Source organism: Methylobacterium brachythecii, from assembly GCF_014196345.1.
GTDB classification, from domain to species: Bacteria; Pseudomonadota; Alphaproteobacteria; order Rhizobiales; family Beijerinckiaceae; genus Methylobacterium; species Methylobacterium brachythecii.
In genome coordinates, this window is the sequence record NZ_JACIDN010000002.1 from 654,880 (window position 1) to 668,016 (window position 13,137).

General features: G+C 68.9%; 16 protein-coding genes. 13 read left to right on the top strand and 3 right to left on the bottom strand.

Translation table 11 applies throughout. The annotated features are described in order from the left end of the window. Positions 1-3: 3 nt before the first annotated feature. The 13 genes from moxJ (at position 4) to GGR33_RS07145 (ending at position 10,583) form a co-directional block, all read left to right on the top strand. Complete coding sequence (gene moxJ / locus GGR33_RS07085) at positions 4-921, top strand: methanol oxidation system protein MoxJ (RefSeq protein ID WP_183503263.1); 918 nt, start codon at positions 4-6, stop codon at positions 919-921. A gap of 91 nt (positions 922-1,012) precedes the next feature. Continuing rightward, on the top strand, positions 1,013-1,615 hold the full coding sequence (gene moxG, locus GGR33_RS07090) for a cytochrome c(L), periplasmic (protein WP_183503265.1): 603 nt from the start codon (positions 1,013-1,015) through the stop codon (positions 1,613-1,615). Between the two features lie 84 nt (positions 1,616-1,699). Next, positions 1,700-1,990 (top strand): methanol dehydrogenase [cytochrome c] subunit, encoded by a 291-nt coding sequence (locus tag GGR33_RS07095; protein ID WP_183503267.1) that lies wholly within the window; start codon positions 1,700-1,702, stop codon positions 1,988-1,990. Between the two features lie 151 nt (positions 1,991-2,141). Next, positions 2,142-3,173, top strand: a complete 1,032-nt coding sequence (locus tag GGR33_RS07100; RefSeq protein ID WP_183503269.1) for an AAA family ATPase — start codon at positions 2,142-2,144, stop codon at positions 3,171-3,173. Continuing rightward, complete coding sequence (locus tag GGR33_RS07105; RefSeq protein WP_183503271.1) at positions 3,170-4,015, top strand: DUF58 domain-containing protein; 846 nt, start codon at positions 3,170-3,172, stop codon at positions 4,013-4,015. The genes GGR33_RS07100 and GGR33_RS07105 overlap by 4 nt, the downstream gene beginning before the upstream one ends. Further along, complete coding sequence (locus tag GGR33_RS07110; protein ID WP_183503273.1) at positions 4,015-4,956, top strand: nonribosomal peptide synthetase MxaA; 942 nt, start codon at positions 4,015-4,017, stop codon at positions 4,954-4,956. Before GGR33_RS07105 ends, GGR33_RS07110 begins: the two co-directional genes overlap by 1 nt. 4 nt (positions 4,957-4,960) lie before the next feature. After that, positions 4,961-6,019 carry a vWA domain-containing protein gene (locus GGR33_RS07115; protein WP_183503275.1) on the top strand — a complete coding sequence of 353 codons (1,059 nt, stop codon included), beginning with the start codon at positions 4,961-4,963 and terminating at the stop codon, positions 6,017-6,019. After that, a complete protein-coding gene (locus GGR33_RS07120) occupies positions 6,016-6,642 on the top strand; it encodes an MxaK protein (protein ID WP_183503277.1) in 627 nt (208 codons plus the stop codon). The genes GGR33_RS07115 and GGR33_RS07120 overlap by 4 nt, the downstream gene beginning before the upstream one ends. Next, complete coding sequence (locus GGR33_RS07125; protein ID WP_284211063.1) at positions 6,639-7,640, top strand: vWA domain-containing protein; 1,002 nt, start codon at positions 6,639-6,641, stop codon at positions 7,638-7,640. Before GGR33_RS07120 ends, GGR33_RS07125 begins: the two co-directional genes overlap by 4 nt. Before the next feature lie 3 nt (positions 7,641-7,643). Further along, positions 7,644-8,189, top strand: a complete 546-nt coding sequence (locus tag GGR33_RS07130) for an SRPBCC family protein (RefSeq protein ID WP_183503279.1) — start codon at positions 7,644-7,646, stop codon at positions 8,187-8,189. A gap of 266 nt (positions 8,190-8,455) precedes the next feature. Continuing rightward, entirely contained in the window at positions 8,456-9,349 is an 894-nt protein-coding gene (locus tag GGR33_RS07135; protein ID WP_284211064.1) for a YncE family protein, read from the top strand. After that, positions 9,346-9,873, top strand: a complete 528-nt coding sequence (locus GGR33_RS07140) for a hypothetical protein (protein ID WP_183503280.1) — start codon at positions 9,346-9,348, stop codon at positions 9,871-9,873. Before GGR33_RS07135 ends, GGR33_RS07140 begins: the two co-directional genes overlap by 4 nt. After that, positions 9,870-10,583, top strand: coding sequence for a response regulator (locus GGR33_RS07145; RefSeq protein WP_183503282.1), 714 nt, complete (start codon positions 9,870-9,872; stop codon positions 10,581-10,583). Before GGR33_RS07140 ends, GGR33_RS07145 begins: the two co-directional genes overlap by 4 nt. Before the next feature lie 34 nt (positions 10,584-10,617). Here the strand turns inward: GGR33_RS07145 and hisN are convergent, their stop codons facing one another. The 3 genes from hisN to GGR33_RS07160 all read right to left on the bottom strand — a co-directional run bounded on the left by hisN (position 10,618) and on the right by GGR33_RS07160 (position 13,076). Next, on the bottom strand, positions 10,618-11,409 hold the full coding sequence (hisN, locus tag GGR33_RS07150; protein WP_183503284.1) for a histidinol-phosphatase: 792 nt from the start codon (positions 11,407-11,409) through the stop codon (positions 10,618-10,620). Positions 11,410-11,522: 113 nt separating this feature from the next. After that, positions 11,523-11,948, bottom strand: coding sequence for a SufE family protein (locus GGR33_RS07155; RefSeq protein WP_183503286.1), 426 nt, complete (start codon positions 11,946-11,948; stop codon positions 11,523-11,525). A gap of 84 nt (positions 11,949-12,032) precedes the next feature. Continuing rightward, positions 12,033-13,076, bottom strand: a complete 1,044-nt coding sequence (locus GGR33_RS07160; RefSeq protein ID WP_183503288.1) for a PAS domain S-box protein — start codon at positions 13,074-13,076, stop codon at positions 12,033-12,035. Positions 13,077-13,137 lie beyond the last annotated feature (61 nt).

Here is a 13,137-nt window from a genome sequence, read left to right on the forward strand (position 1 = left end):
GCCATGCGGCTCGTCACCGGACGACATCTCGCGGCGGTTTCCGCTGCGGCCCTTCTCGCCCTCGCCTCGGGCGCCGCCTTCGCGGCCGGCGAGTCCGAGTCCCAGGTTCCTCCATCGGAGAGCGCGGCTCCCGCCAAGGCCGCGGATGCGGTGCCGGCCGATCCGTCGATCCTGCGCATCTGCGCGTCCGAGAAGCAGGCCCCGCTCTCGATGAAGGACGGATCCGGCCTCGAGAACAAGATCGCCGCCGCGGTGGCCGAGGGCATGGGCCGCAAGCCGGTCTTCGTCTGGAACGCCAAGCCAGCGATCTATCTTGTCCGCGACGGGCTAGAGAAGAAGCTCTGCGACGTCGTCGTCGGCCTCGACAGCGACGATCCGCGGGTCCTCACCACCAAGCCCTATTACCGCAGTGGCTACGTCTTCATCACCCGCGCCGACAAGGACCTCGACATCAGGTCCTGGACCGATCCGCGCCTGAAGACGGTGGACCACATGGTGGTCGGCTTCGGCACGCCCGGCGAGGCGATGCTCAAGGATATCGGCCGCTACGAAGAGGACATGGCCTATCTCTACTCGCTGGTGAACTTCCGCGCAGCGCGAAACCAGTACACGCAGATAGATTCCGGCCGGATGGTCAGCGAGGTCGCCAACAACAAGGCCGACGTCGCCGTGGCCTTCGCCCCCGATGTCGGCCGCTACGTCAAGGATTCCACGACGAAGCTGCGCATGACGCGGGTGCCCGACGACACGGTGCGCAGCGACGGCCAGAAGATGCCGCAGAGCTTCGACCAGTCGATGGGTGTGCGGAAGGGCGACGAAGCCCTGCGCGACGCGCTCGATGCCGGCATCGCGAAGGCGAAGCCCAAGATCGAGGCGATCCTGAAGGACGAGGGCGTGCCGACCGCGCCGGTCTCGAACTGACGGCTCCCACGCGCACCAAAACCCGTTTCCGCGGCACCCGCTCGAGGCGCGCGATCGCCCCGGCCCGCCAAAACCGCACCATGGATGGACGATGATCAGGTCAGTGAAAGTTACTGCGTACGCGCTTCTCGGTTCGGTTCTGCTGTCTTCTCTTGCAACCTCCGCCTTGGCTCAGCCGCAGGCAGGCCCGTCGACGACCGGTGTCGAGTTTCGGAACACCATCACCGGCGAGATCATGAAGACCGACGAAGGCAAGCCGGGCGGGCGCGACTCGGAAGGCATCAAGACCTTCCTGCAGACCGGCGTGAACAAGTACATCGACGACAAGTCCTGCCTGAGGAACGGCGAGAGCCTGTACCTCACCTCTTGTTCGGGCTGCCACGGCCATCTGGCCGAAGGGAAGGTCGGGCCGGGCCTCAACGACAATTACTGGACCTATCCGTCCAACACGACCGATGTCGGCCTATTCTCGACGATCTGGGGCGGCGCCAACGGGATGATGGGTCCGCATAACGAGGACCTGAACCCCGAAGAGGCGTTGCAGGTCATCACCTGGATCCGGCACCTCTATACTGGTCCGACCCAAGATGCCGTCTGGCTCACTGCCGAGCAGAAGAAGAATTACGAGCCCTACAAGGAGGGCCAACACTTCTCGAAGGACGAGAAAGGCCAGTGCAAGCCGCTGGAAGAGTAATCGTTCTCGACAAGCATGCCGCCACACGGAGCGGCGAATAAGCGGCTGCAGAGCCGCGATGTGGGAAGAGACGGAGGAGTGATCATGCGGACATTCGTTTACGCTGCGGCCCTCGCGGTCGGCTCGACGCTGGCTCTGCCGGCGGTCGCCTATGACGGCCAGAAGTGCAAGGCGCCGGGCAATTGCTGGGAGCCGAAGCCCGGCTTCCCCGACAAGGTCGCGGGTTCGAAATACGACCCCAAGCACGACCCGAAGGAGATCGCCAAGCAGGCCGAGTCCATCAAGCAGATGGAAGAGCGCAACAAGGCGCGCGTCGAGCACGCCAAGAAGACCGGCAAGTTCGAGTACGACGTCAGCAAGCTCTCAGCGAACTGATCGGACTTCAATCGGCGTCGCGCGGTCCCGGCTTCGCGACGCCAACTCGGCACTGGACGGCCATCGGCACGAACGCGTCGCGACGGCTCCGACGCACGACGCGCGTGGTCCGAAGGAGCATGTGGCGCACGGCGCCCAAGGTTCAGAACAAATGAACACCATTCGCCACGGCGACGCGATGCTCACCGATTGGCGCGAGGCCGCCTCCCGCTTCCAGAGCGAGGTCGGCAAGGCGGTCGTCGGTCAGGAACGGGCCGTGCGGCTCGTCACCATCGCGATCTTCGCGCGCGGCCACGTGCTCCTCGAAGGCGATGTCGGCGTTGGCAAGACCACCTTGCTGCGGGCCGTGGCACGGGCGCTCGGAGGCGCCTACGAGCGCGTCGAGGGCACGGTCGACATGATGCCCTCCGACCTGATCTACCACACCTATCTCGCCGATGACGGGCGCCCGCGCGTCGAGCCCGGCCCGGTGCTGCGCAAGGCCGAGGACCTGTCGGTCTTCTTCTTCAACGAGATCAACCGCGCCCGGCCCCAGGTGCACTCGCTGCTGCTGCGCCTCATGGCCGAGCGTAGCCTCACCGCCTTCAATCGCGAGTACCACTTCCCCGATCTTCAGGTCTTCGCCGACCGCAACCGGGTCGAGCGCGAGGAGACCTTCGAGCTGCCGGCAGCGGCGCGCGACCGCTTCCTCATGGAAATCGGCATGGAGGCCCCGCGGGACTCGCAGGCCCGCCGTGACCTCGTCTTCGATCCGCGCTTCCACGACACGGACACCCTGCTCGAGGGCCTGCAGCCTGGCATCATCGATCACGCGGCGGTCGGAGGCATCGCGAACGCCATCCAGCACACGATCCAGGCGGCGCCTGAGATCGAGGCCTACGTCGTCTCCCTCTGGGAGGCGTTGGTGCGACCAGCCGAGGCCGGCATCCGCCTGCCTGGTGTCGACATGGCCGCGCTCATCAAGGGCGGTGCCTCTCCGCGCGGCCTCGCCTTCCTGGTGCGCGCCGCCCGCGTGCGCGCCTGGCTCGAAGGCCGCGAATTCCTGGTGCCCGAAGACATCCGCGACATCTTCCCCGAGGTGATGGCGCATCGCGTCTTCCTCGAGCCGGTCTACGAGATGCGCCGCGACACCATCGTGCCCGGGCTGATCCGTGCCGTGTTCGAGACGGTGCCGGCTCCGTGAAGACCGGCGACGTCGTCTACCTCCCACGCTGGCGGCCGGGCGGCAGCCGCGCAGGCGCCCATCGCGGCCGCGATGCCGGCGGCCTCGGCACCTTCCGGGACCAGGTGCCATTCCTGCGCCTGCCCGATGCGCGCCGCATCGACATCCGCGCGACCCTGCGCGACCCGTTCGAGGGCACCTACGTCCGCCGGTTCGAGACGCGCACCGCGATCGAGGTCTGGGCGCTCGTCGACCTCTCGGCCTCCATGCGCTTCGAGGGCGAAGCCAGCCGCGCCGAGCTCGTTGCCGACCTCTGCATGGGCCTCGCCGATTCCGCGACACGCATCGGCGACGCCTTCGGGCTGATCGGCTGCGACGACCGCATCCGCGAGGACGTCGTCCTGCCCGCGACCCGGCAGAGGGGGCTCGCCACCGAGCGCGCCGCAGGGCTCACAGAGGTCGACTTTCGCGGCGGCAGCGCCCGCGGCCTCGTCGACGCCGCCACCCGCCTCGCCGGCCGGCCGAAACTGATCTTCGTGATCTCGGATTTCCGCTGGCCCGAGCCACTGATCGAGGAGGTGTTTTCGGGTCTCGCCCTGCACGACGTCGTACCGGTGCTGCTCGCCGACCGGGCCGAGGACGAAAACCTGCCCAGCTTCGGCCTGATGGAATTCGACGACCTCGAAGGCGGCGGCCGGCGCATGGTGTTCATGCGCCCGAGCCTGCGCCGGCGCTGGCACGCGCGCGAACGCGCCCGGCTCGACACCCTGCGCCACATCGCCTCGGCCTATGGCAGGCCGCCGTTCCGGCTCGAAGGGCGGTTCGATGCCGAGGCGCTGAGCCGCCATCTGATGACGACGTGATGCGGCGCCTCGCTCACTTCGCCATCCTCGCGGCCCTCCTCCTGGTGGCGCTGCCCGGTGCTGCCCTGGCCCAGGTCCGCTCGGTCGAGATCCGCGCGCCGCGCGCCTTCGGCTATTTCGTCGGCGACCTCCTGCGCGTCCAGGTCGACGTGCTGGTGGACGAAGGCTTCGCCGTGCAGGCCGCCTCGCTGCCGCAACCCGGGCCCGTGACCTATTGGCTCGACCTGCGCAGCATCACCACGGAGAGCACGGCGCAGGGCGACGCGCGGCGCATCCGCCTGAACCTCATCTATCAATCCTTCTATGCGGCGCTCGACGCGCGCGCGCTCGAGATCCCGGCTTTCACCCTCACCGTGGCCAATGAGCGCCCGGAGGGCGCCACCACCGCGAAGGCGCAGGTGCCGGCCTGGTCGATCAACGTCTCGCCCCTGCGCGAGGTGCAGCCGCCCTCTCGCGAGGACCCGCTCGACTACATGCGACCGGATGGCCGGGCAAAGGCGCTCGACATCGAGCCGCCCCTGCGCTGGGCCGGGACCTTCGCCGTATTGGCGCTGCTGGCACTCGTCCTGCTCGCCCGCGACAGGGCCTGGGCGCCTTTCGGACGGCGGCGGGGCCGGTCTTTCGCCGGGGTCCGGCGGACCCTGCGACGTCTCGCGGCCCGCCCCGATCAGGATGCCGCCTATCGCGAAGCCTTGATCGCGCTCCATCGCGGTCTCGACGAGACCGACGGGCGGCGCGTGCTCGCCGACGACCTGCCTGCCTTCCTCGAGCGGCACCCCGGCTTCCGCGGGCAGGAGGTAGCTCTGGCGCGCTTCTTCACCGCCTCCCGCCGCGCCTTTTTCGGCCGAGAGACCGCGGCCGCCCGCAGCCAGTGGCCTTTCGCGGAGGCGGAAGCTGCCGCGAAGAACCTCGCCGCGGCCGAGCGGACGGCGCGGGGCTGATGCGATGACCTTGCTCTCCCGCCTCGGTGCGACGCTCCCGCAGATCCTCTGGCTGCTGCCGCTGGCGCTCCTGCCGCTCGTCGTCTGCAGCCAGCGCAGGACTCTCGTCTCTGCCATCGCCGCCGCCCCCGCCGACGGCCTGTCGCGGACGATCGGCTGGGCGCTCAGGCTCGCCGGAATCGTCGCGATCGGCGGCCTGATCCTGGCTTTGTCCGGTCCCTACCGCTCCGGTGAAACCATCACGCGCACCGGGATCGGTGCCCAGATCTCGATGCTGATCGACCGCTCGGGCTCGATGAACGAGACCTTCGCCGGCAAACAGCCCTCGGGCGCCGAGGAATCCAAGGCGGCGGCCTCGCGCCGGCTGCTCGCCGACTTCGTCGGCAGCCGGGCGCACGACCAGTTTGCGGTGACCGCCTTCTCGACCTCGCCGATGCTCGTCGTGCCGATGACCGACCGCCACGCCGCCGTGCGCGCCGCCATCGCCGCCATCGACCGGCCAGGCCTCGACTACACCAACGTCGCCCGCGGGCTCGGCATGGCGCTGCCGCAATTCGGCGCCGGCGCCGCGCAGGTCTCGCGCGTGGTGCTGCTCGTCTCGGACGGCGCGGCCGTGATCGATCCCAAGATCCAGGGGCCGTTGCGGGCCGAGATCGCCAAGATCCACCCCAATCTCTACTGGCTGTTCCTGCGGACCAAGGGCTCGCCCTCGATCTACGACAAGCCTGCCGGCGAGGACACGCCGCAGGCTGCGCCCGAGCGCCATCTCGATCTGTTCTTCAAGAGCCTCGGCGTGCCCTATCGCGCCTTCGAGGCGGAGGGTCCGGAACAGGTCGCCGAGGCGATCCGCCAGATCGAGAGCCTGGAGCGCGACCCGATCCCCTATACGGAGCAGCGTCCGCGACGCGACCTGACGCCGTGGGCCTACGCTCTGGCGATGGCGGGGCTGCTCGTGCTGGTGGCGGGCAAGCTCCTGGAGGCGGATCTGCAGGGCGGCGGCCGAGCCGCGGCCGCGCGGACGGCGCCGGACGATGCCACCGACGAGCGGAGGCTGGCCGCATGAGTTCAGGCCCCCTCGCCCTCTCCGGCTCCGCGCCGCTCGCCCGCCTGGGCGCGCTGTTCGCCAGCGGGCTGCGCCGCCTTCGGCCGTCTCTCCTCCTCGCCTTGCCGATCCTGCTCGCGCTCGCCGCCCTCGCCTGCGCCGGGCTCGCCTGGCGCACGGCGCAGGCGAACCGCGCCATCGCGGATCTCGCCGGCAACCGGGACGTCGCGGTCTCCACCGAGGCGCCCTCCCCCGTCCTGGTCGCCCGCATCCTGTTCCTCGCCCGCCGCGACCGGCTGGAGGAGGCGGAGACGCTCGTCCAGACCCTCGAACGGCGCGACGAGGCGGACGGCTCGGCCCGCGCCCGCTACGCCATGGCCAATTCCCGCCTGCGCCAGGCCTTCGGCCATCTCTCGCGTAACGACATCGATCCGGCCGGCCCCCTCGTCATCCTGGCCCGCCAGGACTACCGGCGCGCGCTCCAGGCGCGGCCCGATTTCTGGGACGCCAAGTACAATCTTGACGTCGCCTCCCGGCTGATCCGCGACTTCCCGGATTTCGACCGCAAGCACGGCGACGACCTCAAGGCCGAGCCGAAGAAGATCTGGACGGACATCCCTGGCCAGCCGCGGGGCGCCCCGTGACCCGGTTCCTCGCCCGCAATCTCCGGGACTGGCGCCTGCAGGCTCTGGCCGGGGCGCTCGTGTTGCTCGCGATGACCTTCGTGGTGAGCACGGTGACGCTCACCCGGAACATGATCGACGTGCTCGCGGTCGTCGACATCACCGGCAGCATGAACGTCCGAGACTACAAGCGCCCCGACGGCACGCCCGCGAGCCGTCTCGAGACCGCCAAGGCAGCCCTGCGCGACCTGGTGAGCCGCCTGCCCTGCGGCTCGCGGCTGGCGCTGGGCATCTTCACCGAGCGCCGGCCCTTCCTGCTCTTCACCCCGATCGAGGTCTGCCGCGACTTCTCGCCCCTCGACGGCGCCCTCGACGCGCTCGACTGGCGCATGGCCTGGGAGGGCGACAGCAGGATCTCGGCCGGCCTCTACCGTTCCATAGAGATGGCAGCGGGTCTCGGCACCGACCTGATTTTCATCTCCGACGGTCACGAGGCGCCCCCGCCGCCGAGCACCGGAGGCCCGGACTTCGAGGGCAAACCCGGCGTCGTTCGCGGATTCATCGTCGGCGCCGGGGGCTACGGCCTGTCGCAGATCCCGAAATTCGACGATCGCGGCCGCGAGACGGGCTTCTACGGCGAGACTGACGTCCAGCAGGAGAACCGCTTCGGGCCACCGCCGGCCGACGCAGAGAGCCGTCCGGGCTACGAACCGCGCAACGCTCCCTTCGGCGCGACGGCCGCTCACGGCACCGAGCACCTCTCCTCCGTGCGCGAGCCTTATCTCAAGAAGCTCGCAGCCGAGACAGGCCTCTCCTACGCGCATCTCGACGGGCCCGGCGGCCTGCTCGCACCGCTGATGCAGGCCGCCACGCCCCGGCCTCTGCCCGGGAGCCTCGACCTGCGTCCCCTCCTCGGCAGCATCGCCCTGGGGCTGCTTCTCGCCGTCTACGTCGTACCGCCGCTCCGCGCGCTGCGGCGGCGGGGCGGCTCCCCTCCGACAAGTTGGAAGAAGGTCTGATTCATGCTTCGTACGACCCTGCGTTTCGTGACTTCAACCTTGCTCGTCCTCGCCGCGACAGCCGCCATCGCCCATGGACCGACGCCGCAGAAGATCGACCAGTCGGTCACGATCAAGGCCAAGCCGGACGCGGTCTGGAAGGTCGTCGGCGATTTCGGCGGCATCAAGAACTGGCACCCCGACCTCGAGAAGAGCGTCGGCGAAGGCGGAAACAAGGAAGGCGGCAGCCGCATGCTGACCTTCAAGAACGGCGGCGTGCTGAAGGAGGGCCTCGACGAGTGGAAGGCCGACGGCTTCACCTATTCCTACCGCTCGGGCGATCCCGATCTGAAGGCGCTCCCGGTCTCATCCTACTCGGCGACCATCACCGTGACTCCCGAGGGCGACGGCTCGAAGGTCGAGTGGATGGGCCGCTTCTACCGCGGCGACACCGGCAACGAGCCGCCGGACAACCTCTCCGACGCCGCCGGCAAGGAGGCGATGAACAAGTTCTTCGGCGACGGCCTGAAAGGCCTTAAGGCCAAGGTCGAGGGCGCAACGACGCAATGAGGCCTGCCGAGGCGGAGATGGGTGATGCGCGGCTCTCCCTCTCCCCGCACGCGGGGAGAGGGCCGAATGCACCCTGTCGTGCATTCGGCAAGCGCAGGCGCAGCCGAAACGATGATGAGCGGACGTCAGCGGATGAGCCGCTTAGGCACCGTCCCCTCACTCTCGTCTGCCGCCAGGGCGTGCACAGAGCCGTTTCCCAGGTCTGGCTGGCGGCTTTTTCCATCGCTTGCACCTGCGGGATCCCCCTGCCCTCCTCCGCAGCATCGGTGTTCGTCGCGAGCCAGGATGCCGGGCAACTCGCCCGGATCGAAACCGGCGCAAACACCGTCACAGCGACGATCGACGTCCAGGCTGGGCCGGCCGCGCTCGCAACGGATGCGCAAGGCCGGATCTATCTCTCTCACCCGGACCATCACGCGGTGACGATCGTCGATGCCGGAACGGGCCGCGTGCTGAAGCGCCTGCCCTATGCGGGCCAAGCCTTCGGCATCGCCGCCGATCCGGACGGACGCTTCGTCTATGTCGGCGATTGGAAGGCCGGGCACGTGGTGCGTCTGTCCACGGAGACCGGTGCCGTCGAAGCCACCGTCGCGGTCGGCAAGGACCCGGCGAACCTGGTGCTCGATCGGGCCGGCCGGCTCTGGGTCGCCGACCGCGAGAGCCACCAGGTCAGCGTCGTCGACGTGGCGCGGATGGAGCGGATCGGCACGATCCCCGTCGGAGAGGCGCCCTTCGCCCTCGGGCTCAGCCCGTCGCAGGACCGACTCTACGTGGCCAACGCGCGCAGCAACGATCTCAGCGTGGTCGACACGGCGACGCTGAAGCCCCTCGCCACCGTGCCCGTCGGTGCGATGCCCTACGGCGTGGCGACGAGTGCCGACGGCAGCCGCGTCCTCGTCACGAACCAGCATGCCGGCACGGTCTCGGTGGTCGACGCCGCGAGCCTCAAGCTGACGGACATCCTGAAGGTCGGACGTTACCCCGAGGGCATCGTAGTCAGCGGTCCCCGCGCCTACGTCGCCAACTGGTTCTCCGAGGACGTCTCGGTCATCGATCTCGCGACCCTCAGCGAGACCGCCCGCATCCACGTTGGAGAAGGGCCGCGGGCTCTCGGCGTGACGCAAGCCGATCGCTCCCGGCAGAGCGAGGCCGTGCCATGAAGCGATCGTCGCTCGGATCGCTCGCCATCCTCCTCGCTCTCGCCCTCGGCGGCTGCGGCGGCAAGGACGAGGATCAGGCGAAGACCGAGGAGCAGTCGGTCGTCGCCACCCAGTCCGATGCCGACATCCCGACTTGGCTTTCGCCGACCGATGCGATGGATACGGGCCGCTGGCTCGCCAGTCGAGAAGCCGGGCGCCCAATGGCGAACGACGACGCCGCGAGCGCGCAGATGCGCCGCAGCCTCGGGCAGGCGCAGGCCTTCTTCATCGAGGATCCGAGGATGATCGCCAACCGGACAGTACAGCTCGGCCAGATGCTCGGCGAGGCGGGGAAGACCGAGCGCTACGAGGATCTGCTCGAGGGGCTGACAAACGTCGCGCGGGGCGCCAAGGGGCGGCAGCTCTACGGCGAGATGTGCCAGCACTATTTCAATACGCGCCAGCAGGGGGACGAGCCGGCAGCCGCCTTCGCCAAGCTTGCGGAGCGTTACGGCGCGCAGCGCGACGGGGAGACCAAGCCGTGAGAGCCGTCGCGCGCAGCACGCGACCTCGGCGGGAGGGCGCCGGAGAGGCGAAATCGCCCGCTCACGTCCTCCTCATCGACGACCATCCCGTCGTGCTGAGCGGCTTCCGGCGCGTCGTCGAAGATCTGGCGGACGACCTCGACATCGGCCAGATCCACGAGGCGACCGACATCGTCTCCGGCTATCGCGCCTTCCACAAGCTTCGTCCCGACGTGGTGGTGGCGGATCTCAGCTTCCAGGACAGGGAGCTGTCCGGCCTATCGCTGATCCGCCGGATGCGCGCGTTGGAGCCGGAGGTGCGCATCCTCGCCTTCAGCATGCATGACGACCCCGTCGTCGTTTCGCGGGCGCTCGAATGCGGCGCGCTCGGCTATGCCCTCAAGGACGCGCCGACCTTCACCTTGATCGAAGCCTTCAAGACGGTGCAGGCCGGCCGCGGCTATCTCGAACATCGCCTGGCGACCAGCGTGGCCATGCTCAACATGCGCGGCCACGGCCCGACGCTCGGCACGCTCAACGCCCGCGAGTTGCAGATCCTGTCGCTGCTGAGCAAAGGCAAATCCTACCGCGTCATCGCCGACAACCTGTCGGTGAGCTACCGGACGGTGATCAGCGCCTGCTCCAGCATGCGCCAGAAGCTCGGCGTGCGCACGCTCGCGGAACTGATCCACGTGGCGGTGTCGCGGCACAAGCTCGACGCGGGGGCCTGACGGGCCGTACTCGCGAGAGCGGCGGCGAGCAAGATCACGGATTCAAAATCGCCAGCGCTTGCTCGTGTAGCCGCCGGTCGCCGGCAGCGATGATACGGCCGCCGCCGGTCGCTGGGCCGCCGTCCCATGAGGTCACGACGCCGCCGGCGCCCTCGACGATCGGGATCAGGGCGACGATGTCGTAGGGTTGCAGGCCAGCCTCGACCACGAGGTCGATCTGGCCGGCGGCGAGCATGCAATAGGCGTAGCAATCGGCGCCGTAACGCGACATCCGCACCGCACTCTCGACCTGGAGGAAACGTTCGCGTTCCTCGCCTTCCGAGAACAGCCGCGGGTCGGTCGTCGCCAGGATCGCGTCGGCGAGCTTTTCGGTGCGTCGGGTGCGCAGCTTGCGCTCGCCCTTCGCCGTCCTGATCGTGGCATTACCGCCATCTCCCAGGAAGCGTTCACCGAGATAGGGCTGGTGCATCAGACCGCGCACCGCCGTGCCGTTTCGGGTCAGCCCGATCAGTGTGCCCCAGGTCGGCAGGCCGGCGATGAAGGCGCGGGTGCCGTCGATCGGGTCGAGCACCCAGACGCACTCGGCGTCGGTCTGCTCCGAGCCGAATTCCTCGCCGAGGATGCCGTGAGTGGGAAAGGTCGCGCAGATCATCCGGCGCATGGCGACTTCGGCTGCGCGATCGGCCTCGGTCACCGGGTCGAAGCCGCGGCCGGAGCCGCTCGCCTTGTCGTCCATGCCGAAATGCGCGCGGAAGAACGGCAGGATCGCCGCGCCGGACTGCGTGGCGAGATCCTCCATGAACCGGGCGAGATCGACGACGCTCATGCAAGGCTCATCGGTAAGACTTCGCGGAAGGCTGTCGAGCCTGATCGTGCCGGCCGACGAAGGCGGCTTCGGCACCGTAGGTCAAGCCGCCAGGCCGAAAATTCGCCGGTCTCTCACCCTGTGGCCAGACGCCGGGCGTCGTGCTGGATGCGTGCCACCATGGCGCGCACGCCGTTCGAGCGCTTCGAGGTGACGTGGGCACCGAAATCGAGCTGCCGGAAGATGTCGAGCCCGTCAGTCGTGGCCGCATCCTGGGGTGTTTTGCCCTGATAGAGCGCGACCATCAGGGCGACGAAGCCGCGCACGATGCTGGAATCGCTGTCGCCGCGCAGAGCAAGACGCGGCTCCGGGGCGGTCTCGTCAAGGCCAACGTCGAGCCAGACCTGGCTCTCGCAACCGTGGACCCGGTTGTCCTCGCTGTGAAGCGCCTCGGGCAAGGCGTCCATCTCGCGGCCGAGCTCGATGATGTAGCCGTAGCGCTGCTCCCAATCCTCGATCAGCTCGAAGTTCTCGACGATGTCGGCGATGGGCGGCAGCATGGACGGCGCGGGACTCTTCGGACGGGGATACCGGTGGCGGTATAGGCGCTCGGGCCGCGGGATGCGACCGGCGCGCGGTATAGATCAGCCGGGTGTCCGCGCCTCGGGCAGTTGCAGGGAGAGCGGATGGGCACGGGTGGCGTCGCCGCTCACCGCAATCTCGGCCTGAGCCGCGTAAGCCGCGATCAGGCGCGGCCCGAGCTTCGGCACGCCGGGCCGGCCGGCGGCGGCGGCCTCGCCATGCCCGGAGACGATGGAGAGCCTGACCGGCTCGCCGAAGCCCGCGATGATGGTGATGGATACGCTGCAGGTCACCGCATCCGTCGTGGCGTCGAGGCACTCCGCCACCACCTCCGCGACGATCATGCCGAGCGCGTTGGCAGTGCGCGGCTCGACGACGCTGGTGCCGCTCCCGTCGACCGTGACGCTGATGCGCCCGGCCCGGCGCAGCTGGCCGAGCCCTGAGGCGAGGCGGTGCAAGTAGTCACGCAGATCGATCGAGGCGATATGGGGCGCCTCGTGCAGGTGCTGCTGCACCAGAGCGATGGCGCGCACGCGCTGACCCAACGCATCGAAGCTGCCGCGGCACGGCTCGGGCGCAGCGCGGCCATAGAGGCCGATCAGGCTGACCATCACCTGCAGGTTGTTGCGGACCCGGTGGTAGATCTCGGCGAGGAGCGTCTCCTTCTCGACGAGGGCCGACTCTGCATGGTCCTCGGCGTTCTTGCGATCGGTGATGTCGAAGCAGGAGCCGAGATAGCCGGTGAAGCGCCCGTCTTCCGTGAGCGGCCGCGCCGTATCGAGCAGCCAGCGATAGGCACCGTCGTGACGGCGCAGGCGAAATTCCACACTGAACGGCTCGCGCGCCTTGAACGCCTCGGCGACGACCTTGGCGTGGCGCTCGAAATCGTCCGGGTGGAGGCCACGGCGCCAGCCGTCTCCCAGCTCCTCCTCCAACGGACGGCCGGTGAATTGCAGCCAGCGTTCGTTGTGATGAAGCGCCCGACCCTGGTCGTCCGAGCGCCACATCATCTGCGGCACGAAATCGGCAAAGCGACGGAAATCGTCACCCAACCCCCGTGGCGGGTCGTGATCCGGCGTGTCAGTCGAGGGTCTGTCCGAATCCATGCCTGCCGTTCGATCCGCCACGCTGTCCCGGCCTGCCCTCTTCGATTTTGGACACGCGGCG